This is a genomic window from Xanthomonas prunicola (assembly GCF_025266575.1).
Lineage (GTDB): Bacteria > Pseudomonadota > Gammaproteobacteria > Xanthomonadales > Xanthomonadaceae > Xanthomonas > Xanthomonas prunicola.
On sequence record NZ_CP096142.1, the window covers coordinates 321,580 to 338,066 of the forward strand.

12 protein-coding genes are annotated in these 16,487 nt (G+C 64.6%); 2 read left to right on the forward strand and 10 right to left on the reverse strand.

Annotation, left to right across the window (positions count from 1 at the left end):
* Positions 1-301: 301 nt before the first annotated feature.
* The 4 genes from rpfG to M0D43_RS01060 form a co-directional block, all read right to left on the reverse strand.
* Positions 302-1,438 (reverse strand): cyclic di-GMP phosphodiesterase response regulator RpfG, encoded by a 1,137-nt coding sequence (gene rpfG, locus M0D43_RS01045; protein ID WP_101364181.1) that lies wholly within the window; start codon positions 1,436-1,438, stop codon positions 302-304.
* Between the two features lie 141 nt (positions 1,439-1,579).
* Positions 1,580-3,097, reverse strand: coding sequence for a lysine--tRNA ligase (lysS, locus tag M0D43_RS01050; protein WP_252163187.1), 1,518 nt, complete (start codon positions 3,095-3,097; stop codon positions 1,580-1,582).
* Between the two features lie 204 nt (positions 3,098-3,301).
* A protein-coding gene (prfB, locus tag M0D43_RS01055) for a peptide chain release factor 2 (protein ID WP_252163188.1) occupies positions 3,302-4,427 on the reverse strand; the annotation gives its coding sequence in 2 pieces (ribosomal slippage) (positions 3,302-4,351 and positions 4,353-4,427; 1,125 coding nt in all).
* A gap of 241 nt (positions 4,428-4,668) precedes the next feature.
* Complete coding sequence (locus M0D43_RS01060) at positions 4,669-5,616, reverse strand: LytTR family DNA-binding domain-containing protein (protein WP_252163189.1); 948 nt, start codon at positions 5,614-5,616, stop codon at positions 4,669-4,671.
* Between the two features lie 159 nt (positions 5,617-5,775).
* Here M0D43_RS01060 and M0D43_RS01065 point away from each other — a divergent pair, with 159 nt between their 5' ends.
* Positions 5,776-6,990, forward strand: a complete 1,215-nt coding sequence (locus tag M0D43_RS01065; RefSeq protein WP_252163190.1) for an acyltransferase family protein — start codon at positions 5,776-5,778, stop codon at positions 6,988-6,990.
* A 99-nt stretch (positions 6,991-7,089) separates the two neighbouring features.
* Complete coding sequence (locus tag M0D43_RS01070) at positions 7,090-8,127, forward strand: DUF1176 domain-containing protein (RefSeq protein WP_252163191.1); 1,038 nt, start codon at positions 7,090-7,092, stop codon at positions 8,125-8,127.
* Between the two features lie 296 nt (positions 8,128-8,423).
* On the opposite strand, the gene recJ is transcribed toward M0D43_RS01070, so the two are convergent.
* From recJ to carA, 6 genes are all read right to left on the reverse strand, one after another.
* Positions 8,424-10,163 carry a single-stranded-DNA-specific exonuclease RecJ gene (recJ, locus tag M0D43_RS01075; RefSeq protein WP_252163192.1) on the reverse strand — a complete coding sequence of 580 codons (1,740 nt, stop codon included), beginning with the start codon at positions 10,161-10,163 and terminating at the stop codon, positions 8,424-8,426.
* Complete coding sequence (locus M0D43_RS01080) at positions 10,160-11,080, reverse strand: phosphoglycerate mutase (RefSeq protein ID WP_252163193.1); 921 nt, start codon at positions 11,078-11,080, stop codon at positions 10,160-10,162. Before M0D43_RS01080 ends, recJ begins: the two co-directional genes overlap by 4 nt.
* Positions 11,081-11,096: 16 nt before the next feature.
* The gene (greA, locus tag M0D43_RS01085; protein ID WP_010367104.1) at positions 11,097-11,561 is read right to left on the reverse strand and encodes a transcription elongation factor GreA; all 465 of its coding nucleotides are present in this window, start codon (positions 11,559-11,561) and stop codon (positions 11,097-11,099) included.
* Between the two features lie 8 nt (positions 11,562-11,569).
* The gene (gene carB / locus M0D43_RS01090) at positions 11,570-14,812 is read right to left on the reverse strand and encodes a carbamoyl-phosphate synthase large subunit (protein ID WP_252163194.1); all 3,243 of its coding nucleotides are present in this window, start codon (positions 14,810-14,812) and stop codon (positions 11,570-11,572) included.
* A 113-nt stretch (positions 14,813-14,925) separates the two neighbouring features.
* The gene (locus M0D43_RS01095; protein ID WP_252163195.1) at positions 14,926-15,282 is read right to left on the reverse strand and encodes a type II secretion system protein M; all 357 of its coding nucleotides are present in this window, start codon (positions 15,280-15,282) and stop codon (positions 14,926-14,928) included.
* Positions 15,279-16,412, reverse strand: coding sequence for a glutamine-hydrolyzing carbamoyl-phosphate synthase small subunit (gene carA / locus M0D43_RS01100; RefSeq protein WP_252163196.1), 1,134 nt, complete (start codon positions 16,410-16,412; stop codon positions 15,279-15,281). The genes M0D43_RS01095 and carA overlap by 4 nt, the downstream gene beginning before the upstream one ends.
* Positions 16,413-16,487 lie beyond the last annotated feature (75 nt).

Consider the following 16,487-nt stretch of genomic DNA (forward strand, 5'->3'; position numbering starts at 1 on the left):
TACCTGCAGCAAACGCAGGCCAAATGATGCCCGGTCTCGCTCGTGCAGCGTACCCAACAACGTCACAGGAATGCAGGTTAACGCACCCAGCAGGGCAATCGCTGCTCCATGGTGACCTTGCCACGCCAACATTGCACCCAAGCTGAGCGTGGCAGTGGTCAAGACGGTGTGTAGGCCCTCACCGCCGCGGCGCGGCGCGCTGCCGATCGTTCTCCAAAGCAGCGCGACGGACGCCTGGCCATGCTTGCTGTCAGGTCGCCCGATGCGGCGATCACCCAGCTGGCCAGGCGCCACCCTCACCTCACACCCCGGGTCGCGCCGATGCGGTGGAGAACTCGCCACAGATCTGGTCCAGCTGCGCACGGCCGCGCAATAGCGCATCCACGCAGCGCGGGTCGAACAGACGGCCGCGTTGGGCATACAGGTAGGCCAGCGCAGCATCCATGGTCCAGGCTTCCTTGTACGGGCGCGGCGACAGCAGCGCGTCAAACACGTCAGCCACTGCCACGATGCGCGCTTCCAGCGGAATCGCTTCACCGACCAGGCCATCCGGATAACCCGTGCCGTCATACCGTTCGTGATGACGCAGCGCGATCAAGGCGCCGACCTGGATGAAACGGTTCTGGCTGCCGCTGAGCAATTCGTAGCCGATGCGCGGATGACGTTTCATCACGCTCATTTCGTCGTCGGTGAGCTTGCCCGGCTTGAGCAGCACCGAATCGGGAATGGCGATCTTGCCCATGTCGTGCAGCGGTGCGGCCATCTCGATGATGCGCACTTCTTCTTCCGACAGGCCCAGCTGTTCGGCGATCAGGCCGGCCACATGCGACATGCGCTCCAGGAACGCACTGGTGCCAGAATCGCGGTATTCGATCGCACGCGCCAGCCGCGACAGCGTCTCGCGTTCGCGCTCTTCGACCTCGTTCATGCTGGCCAGCAGGCGTTGTTCCAGCGAGAGCGCACGTTGTTTGACGCTCTCGCTCTGCTGACGCAGCTGCAGCAGGTTGGAGCAGCGTGCGCGCAGCTCGCGCGGTCGGATGGGCTTGACCAGGAAGTCGATCACGCCGGCTTCCAGCGCCGCCTGACGAATCGGCTCGTCGCCGACGATGGTGATCAGGATGATCGGGATATCGCGGTGGCTGGGCAGACGGCGCAGGCGCCGCGCGAACTCCAGGCCATCCATCCCGGGCATGCGGTAGTCGAGCAGCAACAGATCCACGCGCCCGGCCTCGCACCAGGCCAAGGCGTCGAGCGGATCGCCGAAGTCGTAGACCTTGAGCTCCGGCGCGATGTCCTCGATGACATGACGCAACATCGTCCGCGCGGACATCTGGTCATCGACAATGACGATGTTCAATCCCAGATCCGCCTTTTCCGCCCAGCTTCCCCATGTATCCGTCGACATCATGCCGCCCGGACTCCCTAAAACATCCTGCATAGCCGTTGCTCCTCTATCTCGAGAACGGAAAAGCGATGACGCCGGCTCCTGCGCCGGCTCCCCCCGAACAATACCGTGTTCGAGGCTCCGCCCTAGCATATGCAGTATCTGTGCCGTCGGCACACCGACAGCGCAAAAAAGTCAGGCTTCCGGACGCATATACGGGAACAGCAGGACATCGCGGATCGAGGTGCTGCCGGTCAGCAGCATCACCAGACGATCGATCCCGATGCCCAGGCCGCCGGTCGGCGCCATGCCGTACTCCAACGCACGGATGTAATCGGCGTCGTAGTGCATCGCTTCGTCGTCGCCGCCGTCCTTGGCCTGCACCTGCGCCTGGAAGCGCGCGGCCTGGTCTTCGGGGTCGTTGAGCTCGGAGAAGCCATTGGCGAGCTCCTTGCCGTTGATGAACAGCTCGAAGCGGTCGGTGTAGCCCGGCTCGGTGTCACTGGACCGCGCCAGCGGCGACACTTCGACCGGGTGGTCGGTAATGAAGGTCGGCTGCACCAGCGTGTGTTCCACGGTGGCCTCGAAGATTTCCAGCAGCAGCTTGCCCCAGCCATAGGACGGCTTGGTGCGGATCTTCAGCCGCTCGCAATGGCGCAGCAGCGCATCGCGATCGGTGCAATCGGCCGCGCTGATCTGCGGATTGTGGTGACGAACGGCCTCATCCATGCGCCAGCGCCGGAAAGCCGGCGCCAGATCGATGTCGGCACCGTCCCAGCTCACCTGCGTGGTGCCCAACACCGACTGCGCGGTGTCGCGGATCACCTGCTCGGTCAGGTCCATGATCTCGTGATACGTGGCGTAGGCCTCGTAGAGCTCGAGCATTGTGAATTCGGGGTTGTGCCGGGTCGACACGCCCTCGTTACGGAAATTGCGGTTGATCTCGTAGACGCGCTCCAGCCCACCGACCACCAGCCGCTTGAGGTACAGCTCCGGGGCCACGCGCAGGTACAGGTCCAGATCCAGCGCATTGTGGTGGGTGGTGAACGGCTTGGCAGTGGCGCCGCCGGGGATGTAATGCATCATCGGCGTTTCCACTTCCAGAAAACGCCGCGCATCCAGCCAGGCGCGCATCGCACGGATGATCTTGGAGCGCTTGATGAAGACCTCGCGCGCCTCCGGAGTGACGATCAGATCGACATAACGTTGGCGATAACGCTGCTCCACGTCCGACAGGCCGTGCCACTTGTCAGGCAGCGGGCGCAGCGACTTGGTCAGCAGGCGCAGTGCGCTCGCCTTGACCGAAAGTTCGCCGGTCTTGGTGCGGGTCAGCCCGCCCTCCACCGCCACGATGTCCCCGACATCCCAGCCCTTGAAGGCAGTGTAGGCATCGCCCAGCACATTGCCCTGCAGGAATAGCTGCACACGCCCGGATTCGTCCTGGATCTGCGCGAAGCTGGCCTTGCCCATCACCCGCTTGGCCATCAGGCGGCCGGCCATCTTGACGGTGCGTCCGCTGGCTTCCAGCGCTTCGGGTGTCCAGGTGTCGGCTTCGGCGAATTCAGCCTGCAGGTCGCCAGCGAAGTGTTCGCGCACGAAGTCGTTCGGGTAGGCAATGCCCTGGCCGCGCAACGCGCCCAGTTTCGCGCGACGCTCGGCGATGAGGCTGTTCTCGTCGGCGGGGGGCTGCGGCGCGGGGGTCTGCTCGGTCATGGCGGGAATCGATCTGCTGTGGGTCGGGCGGATGCCCGTTGGGGAATGAGGAACCGGCGACGCCGGCACTCTCTTTATAATGACGGTGTGACGAAGGTACGCGTTATCCGTGTCACCGGGAGCGGCAGCGCATTACCACCGCTGCGTCACAGGCACTGCAGCGCTGCGCCAGGCTGCCGTCGCGACAGCCGCCTGGCGCAGCGGTCAGGCATCCAGGCGTTTGGAGCCTGCCGCCAGACCGGCCTTGAGGCTGGCCTCGACGAATTCGTCCAGGTCGCCGTCCAGCACTTTCTGCGTGTCGCTGCGTTCGATGCCGGTGCGCAGATCCTTGATGCGACTCTGATCGAGCACGTAGTTGCGGATCTGGCTGCCCCAGCCGATGTCGGACTTGGTGGCTTCCAGCGCATCGCGCTCGACGTTGCGCTTCTGCACTTCCAGCTCGTACAACTTGGCCGCCAGCATCTTCATCGCGTTGTCGCGGTTCTGGTGCTGGCTGCGGCCGGTCTGGCAGGCGACCACGGTATTGGTCGGGATATGCGTGATACGCACCGCCGATTCGGTCTTGTTGACGTGCTGACCACCGGCGCCGGAGGAGCGATACACGTCGGTGCGCAGGTCGGCCGGGTTGATGTCGATCTCGATATTGTCGTCCACTTCCGGCGAGACGAACACCGAGGTAAAGCTGGTGTGCCGGCGGTTATCCGAGTCGAACGGCGATTTGCGCACCAGCCGGTGCACGCCGATCTCGGTCTTCAACCAGCCGTAGGCGTACTCGCCTTCGATGCGCACGGTGGCCGACTTGATGCCGGCCACTTCGCCACCGGAGACTTCCATCAGCTCGGTTTTCCAGCCGCGCGACTCGGCCCAGCGCAGGTACATGCGCAGCAGGATTTCGGCCCAATCCTGCGCCTCGGTGCCGCCGGCACCGGCCTGGATGTCGACGAACGCGTTGGCACTGTCCATCTGGCCGGAGAACATGCGCTGGAATTCCAGCTTCTCGACATGCGCCTGGTATTTGTCCAGATCGGCGATCACCGCCACCGCAGTGTCTTCGTCCTGTTCGCTTTCGGCCAGCTCCAGCAGGTCGCCCGCATCGGCCAGACCCGACAGCACATCGGCGATGCCGATCACGGTCTTTTCCAGCAGCGAACGCTCGCGGCCCAGGGCCTGCGCGCGTTCGGCGTCGTTCCACACATCGGGGCTCTCGAGCTCCCGGCTGACTTCCTCTAGACGCTCTTTCTTGGCGTCGTAGTCAAAGATACCCCCTGAGCGAGAGCACGCGATCGTTGAGATCGGTGATGCGCTGGCGGATCGGATTGGTTTCGATCATGACGGACTTCCGGCAAACAAGCTGGCTAGTTTAGCAAGCGGGCGGCGGCGGCGAAACGCAACGAAACTGTGGCCGCGCACGCTGCAGCACCTGCCAGTGCTCGGGTGCCTGCCTGCCGTGCTCGACCGCAGGCGCCGCAAGCAATCCACCATCGCGCACCGCTGTCGCCGCAACCGCGACCGACCGTGCCAAGCGGCTAGGACGCATTCGGGACCCGACGGGCAGGGCCGTCGCAGCGGGCTTACGCCATCAATGCGTCGGTCTTGGGCACCGCAGCGCCCTGCCCCGCATGCGCACGCAAGCCGGACAGGTGGCTGCGACTGCATGGCAGCACGGTGGCGTCGCGCAGATGCACGCGGGCATCGCCTGAATCGCTTGGTTCAATCGCTTGCACCTGGCCCAGATTGACCAGATAGCTGCGGTGGATGCGCACGAACACGGCCGGGTCCAGTTTGGACTCGATCGCCGCCATCGTGCTGCGCAGCGGGTAATCGTGACCGCGCACATGCAGATTGACGTAATTGCCAGAGGCTTGGATCCACTCGATATCGGCGGTGGCCACCAGGAAATCGCGCCCCAACTTGCGCACCAGAAATCGCTCCGGGCGATCCAGTGGCTCTACTGGCGGACCGTCGTCAGGTGCGACGAGCAGATGCGCCTCGCCTTGACGGCGCCGTGCGTACCAGGCCAGTGTGTGCTGTACCGCCACCAGCAGCGCAAAGGTGCGCAGATCCTTGGACAGCTCGTAAACCCACTGCAGCCAGCCACCGAAATCGTAGTGCGCGCCGGCCAGTGCGTAGACCAGCATGCGCAGCACGACCATGCCGGCGACATGCAGCAGCCACCAGGCCAGTGCAGCGGTCACATACGCAGGCAAGCGTCGCACCCAGGCATCGGCATGCAGCGGCCAGCGTGCGCAGAGCCACACCACTGCCGGCAACAGCATGAGCGCGGCCGTGGCGCTACTCAGTTCCCAGCTCAGCACCTGCCACACCTCGATGGGCAGGCCATCGCGGCGCGCGGCAAGCCAGGCAGTCCAGACGTTGCCCAGTGCACTCAGGTAGAACACCAACGACCAGATCACCACGGCCCAGCGTGTGGCAGCGCGGCCGGCTCTGTCGTGGATGATTGGCGGGCGCGGCCCTCTCGATTGCATTGCACACGTCCGCAGTTGGCAGGTGCCGATCATAGAGGCCTGCGCTACATCGCGAAACCGCCATCCCTGCCGCCCCTATTCGTCCCTGGGTGAGCACGACTGGTCACTGCGGGCCGGGTTGTCCACCCCTGCACCTCCCAATGGCGCGGGCCGCTGGGCAGGATGCATCCACTCCGCCACCAGCCGCCAACCATGACCGAGCGCCGCCACGATATCGATGCCTTGCGCGTCTTCGCTTTTGCCCTGCTGATCCTCTACCACGTGGGCATGGCCTATGTGGCCGACTGGGATTTCCACCTCAAGAGCGTGCACACGGCCGAGTGGTTGCAATGGCCGATGATCGTGCTCAATCGCTGGCGGATGCCGTTGTTGTTCATGATCTCCGGCATCGCGATCGGCTTGTCGCAGCCGCAGGCCACGCCGTGGCGCTTCGCATTGCGTCGCTGCGGACGATTGCTGCCGCCGTTGCTGTTCGGCATGTTCGTGGTGGTGGCAGTGCAGGCCTACTGCCAGGGCGTCAGCAACGGCAAGGTCGCCACCGGCTTCGGCAGCTTCCTGCTGCGCTACTGGCAGGTGCGTCCGTGGCCGGCCGGCAGTTTCGATGGCTGGGAACATGGCATCACCTGGAATCACCTGTGGTATCTGGCGTACCTGCTGCCCTACACCGTGGCCTTGATGGCGCTGGTGTCGCTGACAACGCTGCTGCGGCTGCCGGCATTCCCGCGGCTCCCCTCTTCGATGGTGGTGCCAGCCTTGGTGGTGCTGCCGATCCTGTGGGAGGCGTTCTGCGTGATGTGGATGATGCCGCGCCATCCACCGACCCATGCGTTGGTCGGCGACTGGTTCGTGCATGCCGAATCGTTCCCGCTCTTTCTATTGGGCTATCTGCTGGCACGCAATGCGCGCTTCTGGCAGCTGGCCGTGCAATTGCGCTGGCTCACCTTGGTCAGCGCAGTGCTGGCCATCACGACCGAGTTGGGCATTCGCTATCTGGGCATGCACGTGCAGCCCGCGCAGGTGCCGCAGGTGCTGGCCGCCCTGCCGTGGGAAACACTGGAACACGGCGCACGCGCCGCTTACACCTGGCTGGCGCTATTGACCCTGCTGGGCTGGGCGAAGCAGCATTTGAACCGCCCGTTCCGCTGGCTGCCGCATTGCACCGAAGCGGTGTTTCCCTGGTACATCCTGCATCAGAGCCTGATCATCGTGGCGCTGTACTGGCTGATGCCGTTGCAGTTGAACGCCTGGCTGGAACCAGCGCTGGTGATCGCCGCCACCGTGATCGGCTGTCTGGCGCTGCATGAGTACGTGATCCGGCGGGTGCGCTGGCTGCGGCCGTTGTTCGGCTTGCGTGGGCGCACGCACGCTGTGCCGCGCCAGGCCGGCGGTGCAGCGGTTGCGTCGTAACAACCTGTAAACGCACATTTGCTTTCCAACGCGCGTTTACTGGACGGCACCTCGGCGGCAACGCAAGATGCGTCTCGTATCTATGCTTTCGGAACCACCATGCGCCTTACCTGGCTCGCTACCGCCGTCTTGCTCGCCCCTCTCGCCGCCTTGGCCGATCCGGTGACCGGCATCAGCTTCGATCACGACGACTGGACCATCGCCTGCGACAACACCCGCACCTGCCGCGCCGCCGGATATCAGCCCGATGAAGGCGAGCACTTGCCGGTGTCGGTGCTACTGACCCGCAAGGCCGGCGCGGGGCAGGCAGTGACGGCGGAGTTGATGCTTGGCCAGTACGACGAGATCAAGATGCCGGCGTCGTTGACGCTGCGGATCGATCAACGCGATCTGGGCAAGCTGGCGCTGGATCGCAGCAAGGGCACTGCGCCCTTGAGTGACGCACAGGTTGCCGCCCTGCTGACTGCCCTACGCGGCAGCAGCGCGATTGTGGCGGTAGGTAACGATGGCCGCCGCTGGCAGCTGTCCGACCGCGGTGCCTCGGCAGTGCTGCTGAAGATGGACGAATTCCAGGGCCGGCTGGGCACACGCGGCGCATTGGTGCGCAAGGGCGATCGCGACGAGACCAAGGTGTTGCCGGCAGTGCCGGTGCCGCAAGTACGTGCGGTCAAACTCCCGACAGCGCAGGCCGGCGACGCACACATTGGCACAGTGCCCGCGCTGTTTCAGGCCTTGCGCGCCAGCTTGCCGGCCGATGAAGAGTGCAAAGGACTGCAAGCGGGCGATCCGCAGGAGCCACTGACCGTCACCCGGCTCAGCAATGACAAGCTGCTGGTCTCCACCGATTGCTGGATGGGCGCGTACAACGTCGGCACCGGGTTTTGGGTCGTCAATGCACGTGCACCGTTCGCGCCAATTCTGGTGACCACCCAGGCCAGCGACATCGATGGTTCCACCCTGCTGTCGTCGCAAAAAGGCCGCGGTTTGGGCGATTGCAATAGCGAGGCCAGTTGGACCTGGGACGGCCGCCGTTTTGTGCCGACCTCCAAATCCACCTCCGGCCTGTGCCGGTTGGTGGCTGCTGGCGGCGCGTGGGAGCTGCCGACCTTGGTCACCGAGGTCAAGCCGTCGCCTTGATCGAAGCCAAGACAGTGCACCCCTGCGCTGTCTTGCGAAAGGACCAGTCGAGTTGGTCGGTGTGTAGAGCGTTCAAGCAGGTCGCCTGGAAACTGTCTGGCGTGGTGTCCTCACCGATGGTGGAACCGTTGGCGGCATGGATGCCGCCAACCAGCACTCATGGACGGGTTCACGGCGTGTCCCGCGACGGTGAGCGGGCAAGGTCCGGTCGAGATGGTGGGCTTGTTAGGGCAAGCGATACTCTTTGCGCTGTCTGAATAACAACGTCTGAGGAGCGAGCGCGCCAACACCGCAGATCAGCTGGTGACTGCCGCCGGCTCGCAATGCTCGACGATCAACTGCACCGCCGTGCCGCCACGATAGTCGTCGGCGACCAGCCGATACGCCAACCGCACCAAGCGCGTGGGTTCGCTGCCGCGCCAGCCATTGAAGTGAATGGCATTGAGCGGCTCCGTGCGGCCAGCGCAACGCAGTGTCAATTTAAGGTGGCGTTCCTTGAGCACGCGGTACTGCAGCACTTCGAACTGACCATCGAACAGCGGCTCGGGAAAGCCCTGCCCCCACGGCCCTGCCACACGCAGCGCTTCGGCATGCACGTGATCGAGTTCGTGCGCGGCCAGTTCGCCGTCGCTGTGCAATTCGGCATGCAGCAGCGAAGCGTCCACCATCGCCGTCACCTGCGACTGGAAGGCCTGCTCGAACGCGGCCAGCGCGGCGTGATCGATGCTCAACCCGGCTGCCATCGCATGGCCACCGAACTTCTGGATCAGCCCGGGATGCCGCGCATCCACTGCCGCCAGCACGTCGCGGATATGCAGGCCAGGAATCGAACGCGCCGAGCCACGCAACTGGCTGCTGCCCGGCTCGGCCGGTGCCAGCGCGACCACCGGACGATGCAGGCGGTCTTTGAGTTTGGACGCCACCAGACCGATGACGCCTGGGTGCCATTCGGCATCGAACAGGCATGCGGCAATCGGCAATGCGCCGTCCGCGTCCAGCACGACTTTGGTAACGGCTTGCTCGGCATCGTCGGTCATCAACTGCTGCACCGCGCGGCGCTCGGCGTTGATCTCTTCCAGCGTGCCTGCGATCTCGCGTGCGCGGTTCCAATCCTCGCTGAGCAGCAGCTCGATACCCAGCGCCATGTCCTCGAGTCGACCGGCCGCATTGAGACGCGGCCCGAGCGCAAATCCAATATCGCTGGCGCTCAGTCGCGCCACATCGCGGCCGCTGGCATCGATCAGGGCGCGCAAACCGATGCAGCCCTTCCCCTCGCGCAGGCGCCGCAGGCCGGCCGACACCAGCGCACGATTATTGGTGTCCAGCGGCACCAGATCGGCGACGGTGCCGACCGCGACCAGATCCAGCAGCACCGACAGATCCGGCTCGGCGCGCTCGGCAAAGGCGCCGCGTGCACGCAACACTTTTCGCAGCGCCATCAACACGTAAAAAATCACACCGACCCCGGCCAGGGTCTTGCTGGGGAACGTGTCTTCGGCCAGGTTCGGGTCGACGATCGCATCGGCGGGCGGTAACACCTCGCCCGGTAAATGGTGGTCGGTGACCAGTACTGTCCAGCCGCGCGCCTTGGCTGCGGCGACACCGGCATGGCAGGCAATGCCGTGATCGACGGTGACCAGCACATCCGGCTGCAGCGCCGCCAGCTCGTCGACCAGGGCAGGCGACAGACCATAGCCATGCACCATGCGATTGGGCACGGCGTGATGGATATCCAGCGCACCGAGCATGCGCAGGCCGCGCACACCCACCGCGCATGCGGTTGCGCCATCGCAATCGAAATCGCCCACCACCAGAATGCGTCGCTGCTGTGCAATCGCGTCGGCCAGCAGCTCGGCAGCGACGCCGCTGTTGTGCAGCAGCTCCGGAGACAACAACTGGCCCAGTCGCGGCTGTGCGCCTTGTGCGTCGGTGACACCGCGCGCGGCATAGATGCGGCGCAGCAGCGGCAACATGGTCTCGGGCCAACTACCGGCCTGCCCGGAGGGGCGCCGGACGATCCGCGGACTCGAGGTCATTGCGCCAGCTGTACCCGCGGCTTGCGCCAGAAACGCCAACGCTGCGCATGCGTGAGCGATACGCTTTCGCCGTCCTGGAAATCCAAGACCAACCGATCCAATTCGCCACGCGCCATCGCCGCCAGCAGCGGCGCCACCGCATCGTCGCTGAACTGCTGAAGAGAACGCAGATGGCGCAGATCCACAAGCGCGTCCACGCGTTGTTCGCCCTGCGCATCGGCACCTGCCGCCAGCGCCAACGCACGCAGCAGCGACTCGCGGCTGCGCACCTGGCGATGCGGCGAAGTCACCGCATGCGGCAGCACACCGCCACCCCAGAACCACAAGGAATTGATCGCCGGCTTGCCGCTGGCTACGCGACCTTCGTTCCAGGGATGCTGATGCAACAGCACCTGCGCTTCGGTCAGCAAGGCGCGCCAGCGGCGGCCACTGTCGCCGGCCGGCAGATGCTCGAACAGGTCGTCGCCGATCGCGACATCCGGCGGCGCAAAGTCAGGCAATTTCGCATCCGGCGACAAGCGCAGATACCAACGCGATGGCGTGGGCGCATCCAGCAGAAATCGCGCATCACCGAACATCGGCTTGAGGATCGGCAGCAGCACCGCCAGATCCTCGGCGGTGGGGCCAAGCGCCTCGCCATAGCCCATCAACCGCGCGCCCTGCATGTCCGGCACCACATAGGCCGGATCGGCACGCACCCAGGTGGCCCCGGCGGCATCGCCGGCATCCAACTGGCGGGTCAACGCGGCCACCGGCCAATGCGACGGCGTCAGGCTGAAATGGCGCTGCAATTGCGCCACTTCACCCGCATCGGCGGTGTGCTGCTCGGCGCGCGCAAGCGCACGCGCTACCGCCGTGTCGCCCAGGCTTCCGGGCAGACGGCGTTTTTCCGGCAGCAACAGCGTGGCGGTGGTCATCGCGTGGTAATGCCGGTCAGTCCAGGTAGGCGACGCTGACGACTTCGTACTCGCGCTGGCCGGCCGGCGCATCGATGGTGACCGAATCGCCTTCCAGCTTGCCGATCAGCGCACGCGCCAGCGGCGAAGAAATCGCGATCAGGCCCATCTTGATGTCCGCTTCCAGATCGCCAACGATCTGGTAGCGCTTCTCTTCGTCGGTCTCGGTATCTGCCAACGTCACCGTGGCACCGAACACGATCTTGTTGCCGGCCGACAACTTGGTGATGTCGATGATTTCGGCATGCGAGAGCTCGCCTTCCAGCTGCTTGATACGGCCTTCGATGAAGCTCTGCTGCTCGCGCGCGGCGTGATACTCGGCGTTCTCCTTCAGGTCGCCATGCGCACGCGCTTCGGCGATCGCATTGATCACCTCCGGGCGCTTGACCGACTTCAGCTGTTCCAGCTCTTCGCGCAGGCGCAGCGCGCCCTTCGATGTCATGGGTGCTCTCATGCTTCCAGCTCCTTGTGCAGTTCCTGCAGCGACCACACAGGGCCGGTGCCGCGGAATTCCAGCGAATGCACCAGCGCCTTGGCGCCAGCGACAGTAGTCGAATAGGTCACGCGATGCTGCAGCGCTTCGCGGCGGATCGAGAACGAGTCCGAAATGGCAGCGCGACCTTCAGTGGTGTTGACGATGTAGACGATCTCGCCGTTCTTGATCGAATCGACGATGTGCGGACGGCCTTCGGCGACCTTGTTGACGATCTCGCAGCTCAGCCCGTTCTGCTGCAGCCAGGCACCGGTGCCGCGCGTGGCCACCAGCGTGAAGCCGCGCTCCACCAGCGCCTGCGCCACCGGCAGCACGCGCTGCTTGTCCGGATCACGCACCGATACGAATGCCTTGCCCAGCGGCGGCGCCTTGATGCCGCCGGCTTCCTGCGCACGCGCGAACGCGGCGCTGAAGCTGCGGCCCACACCCATCACTTCACCGGTGGAGCGCATCTCCGGCCCGAGGATCGGGTCCACGCCCTGGAACTTGGCGAACGGGAAGATTGCTTCCTTCACAGAGTAGTAGTCCGGCACGATTTCCTTGGTGGCGCCCTGCTCGGCCAGCGTCTTGCCGGCCATGCAACGTGCGGCAATCTTGGCCAGCGGCAGACCGATGGCCTTGGACACGAACGGCACCGTGCGCGAGGCACGCGGGTTCACTTCCAGCAGATACACGATGTCGTCACCAGCCTCGTTGACCTGCACCGCAAACTGAGTGTTCATCAGGCCGACCACGTTCAAACCCTCGGCCAGCATCACCACCTGGCGACGCAGCTCGGCCTGGGTCTGCGGCGAGAGCGAATACGGCGGCAGCGAACACGACGAATCGCCCGAATGCACACCGGCTTCTTCGATGTGTTCCATCACCCCGCCGATCAGCACGTTGCCGTCCTTGTCGGCAATGATGTCCACGTCCACTTCCACCGCGTTGTCGAGGAAGCGGTCCAGCAGCACCGGCGAATCGTTGGAGACCTTCACCGCATCGCGCACGTAGCGCGCCAGATCGGATTCGCCGTAGACGATTTCCATCGCGCGGCCGCCCAACACATAGCTCGGACGCACCACCAGCGGGTAGCCGATTTCGCGCGCCAGCACCAAGGCTTCTTCGGCATTGCGGGCAATGCGATTGGGCGGCTGCTTCAGGCCCAGCTTGTCGACCAGCTGCTGGAAACGTTCGCGGTCTTCGGCCAGGTCGATCGAATCGGGCGAGGTGCCGATCACCGGCACACCGTTGGCTTCCAGCGCACGCGCCAGCTTCAGCGGGGTCTGGCCGCCGTACTGCACGATCACACCCTTGGGTTTTTCCAGCTCGACGATTTCCAGCACGTCTTCCAGCGTCAGCGGCTCGAAATACAGACGGTCGGAGGTGTCGTAATCGGTGGAGACGGTTTCCGGGTTGCAGTTGACCATGATGGTTTCGAAACCATCATCGCGCAGCGCCAGCGCCGCGTGCACGCAGCAGTAATCAAATTCGATGCCCTGACCGATGCGGTTGGGGCCACCGCCAAGAATCATGATCTTGTCGCGATCGGTCGGCAGCGCTTCGCATTCGTCCTCGTAAGTCGAATACATGTAGGCGGTGCTGGTGGCGAATTCGGCAGCGCACGAATCCACGCGCTTGTAGACCGGGCGCACCTTCAGCGCACGGCGCAACGTGCGCACCGATTCTTCGTTGCTGCCGATCAGCTCGGCCAGACGCGCATCCGAGAAACCAGCGCGCTTGAGCATGCGCAGGCGCGGTGCATCCAGCGCGGCCATGCCGTCATCGGCCAGTTGCTGTTCGTGGCTGATGATTTCTTCGATCTGGTCCAGGAACCAGGGATCGATGAACGACAGCGCGTACACATCGGCCACCGTCATGCCGGCGCGGAAGGCGTCGGCCACATAGAACAACCGCTCCGGGCCCGGTGCCTTGAGCTCGCGCTTGAGCGCGGCGATGTCGTCTTCGCTGCTCAGGTCCAGACCGGTGGGGTCCAGGCCGATCTTGCCGGTTTCCAGGCCGCGCAGCGCTTTCTGCAGCGATTCCTGGAAGGTGCGGCCCATTGCCATCACCTCGCCCACCGACTTCATCTGCGTGGTCAGACGCGCATCGGCCTGCGGGAATTTCTCGAACGCAAAGCGCGGAATCTTGGTGACCACATAGTCGATCGACGGCTCGAACGAGGCCGGGGTCAGACCGCCGGTGATTTCGTTCTTCAATTCGTCCAGCGTGTAGCCCACCGCCAACTTGGCGGCGACCTTGGCGATCGGGAAGCCAGTGGCCTTGGACGCCAGCGCCGACGAACGCGACACGCGCGGATTCATTTCGATGACGACGACGCGGCCAGTGGTCGGGCTGATGCCGAATTGCACGTTCGAGCCGCCCGTGTCCACACCGATCTTGCGCAGCACCGCGATCGAGGCATCGCGCAGGCGCTGATATTCCTTGTCGGTGAGCGTCTGCGCCGGCGCCACGGTGATCGAGTCGCCGGTGTGCACGCCCATCGGGTCGAGGTTTTCGATCGCGCACACGATGATGCAGTTGTCCGCGGTATCGCGCACCACTTCCATCTCGAATTCCTTCCAGCCCAGCACCGATTCTTCCACCAGCACTTCGGTGGTCGGCGACAGTTCCAGACCGCGGCCGACAATGTCGATCAGCTCTTCGCGGTTGTAGGCGATGCCGCCACCGCTACCGCCCAGGGTGAAGCTGGGGCGGATGATGGTCGGGTAGCCGACGCGGGTCTGGATCTCCAGCGCTTCTTCCAGCGTGTGGGCAACCGCGGCCTTCGGGCAATCCAGGCCGATCTCGCCCATCGCCACGCGGAACAGCTCGCGGTCTTCGGCCATGCGGATCGCTTCGCGCTTGGCACCGATCAGCTCGACGTTGTACTTCTCCAGCACACCGTGGTCGGCCAGATCCAGCGCGCAGTTCAGCGCGGTCTGTCCGCCCATGGTCGGCAGCAAGGCATCGGGCTTTTCCTTGGCGATGATCTTTTCGACCGTCTGCCAGTTGATCGGCTCGATGTACACGGCATCGGCCATGTTCGGGTCGGTCATGATGGTGGCCGGATTGCTGTTGACCAGCACCACGCGGTAGCCCTCGTCGCGCAGCGCCTTGCATGCCTGCGCGCCCGAGTAGTCGAACTCGCAGGCCTGGCCGATGACGATCGGGCCGGCGCCGATGATCAGAATGGTTTTTAGGTCGGTGCGCTTTGGCATTTCTTTACTCGATTAGGAACATGCGGCGAGCCGCAAGTGCGGAAGAGTGGCCGCGGCGATCGCATCGCGACGCGGCGTGATAGTGCATCGACTCAGCAGAGTCGAAAGCCGGTTCATCCGGCAGATCCATAGCCGAGGCCGTGCAGGGTGTGCTGAAGCCATTGATACAGTCCGAAGGACGCGGCAATGCTGCCCAGGATCAGCAGCCAGCCGATCGCGGAGGTCTTGCCCCAGCGACGCGCCTTGTCCGGGTCGGTGTTCTGCATGCGATGGTGAAAGGACTCCCCTCCAGCCACATAGCCGACACCGAAAACGAAGCACATCGGCACCATCAAGGCCAGCTTCATGCCGCCGTGCAGCGTGATCGACTCGGCACCGGCGCGTGCCTGTTCCAGCGGCATCCAGACGCCCCAGTAAGTCAGGGCAACCCCCACCAGCACGATCAGCACGCCCATCAAACGGGCACTCATGCGCGCTTGGCATCCTTGGCCATCAACTCCACGAACCGATCGAACAACGGCCCCACATCGCGCGGGCCTGGCGAGGCTTCCGGGTGGCCCTGGAACGAAAACGCCGGTGCGTCAGTCAGCGCGATGCCCTGATTGGTGCCATCGAACAGCGACCGATGGGTCACCCGGACATTGGCCGGCAGCGTGCTTTCGTCGACCGCGAAACCATGGTTCTGCGAGGTGATCATCACCCGGCCGCCGTCCAGATCCTGCACCGGGTGGTTGGCACCGTGATGGCCGGTGGCCATCTTGAGCGTCCTGGCACCGGCGGCCAGCGCCAGCAACTGATGGCCCAGGCAGATACCGAAGGTCGGCACCTTCTGCGCGATCAGTTCCTTGATCGCACCGATCGCGTAATCGCAAGGCTCCGGGTCGCCCGGGCCATTGGACAGGAACACGCCGTCCGGCTGCATCGCCAACACCTCGGCTACCGGCGTACGTGCCGGCACCACGGTGACGTCGCACCCACGGTCGGCCAGCATCCGCAGGATGTTGAGCTTGACGCCGTAATCGTAAGCGACAACCTTGTGCTTCAGCTCGGCGCGCACGAAGGTGTCGGAATTGAGATCCAACGAGCCTTCCTGCCAGCTGTAAGTGCTCTCGGTCGAGACCACCTTGGCAAGATCCATGCCTTTCAGGCCGGGGAACTTGCGTGCAGCTTCCAGCGCTTTTTCAACGTCGATCTCGCCGGCCATCAGCGCACCGTTCTGGGCGCCCTTCTGCCGCAGCAGGCGGGTCAACTTGCGGGTGTCGATGCCGGAGATGGCCACCACACCGCGGGCCTGCAGCCACTCCGGCAAGGCCACCTGGCTGCGCCAGTTGCTGGGGCGGCGCGGCACGTCGCGCACGATCAGGCCGGCGGCCCAGATCTTGCGGGCCTCGTCGTCCTGGTCGGTAAAGCCGGTGTTGCCGATATGCGGATAGGTCAGCGTGACCATCTGGCGGGCGTAGGAGGGATCGGTCAGGACTTCCTGGTAACCGGTCATGGCGGTGTTGAACACCACTTCGCCGACGGAAAGCCCGTTGGCGCCTACGGATTCGCCCTCGAACACGGTGCCGTCTTCGAGGACAAGGATTGCGGGTTGGGTCACGTGGGGTCTCGCTCTGGCTGCCTGGGACTCCGATGCGCTTCCGGCCAAATTCCGGTTGCAGCAAAGCGCGGACGC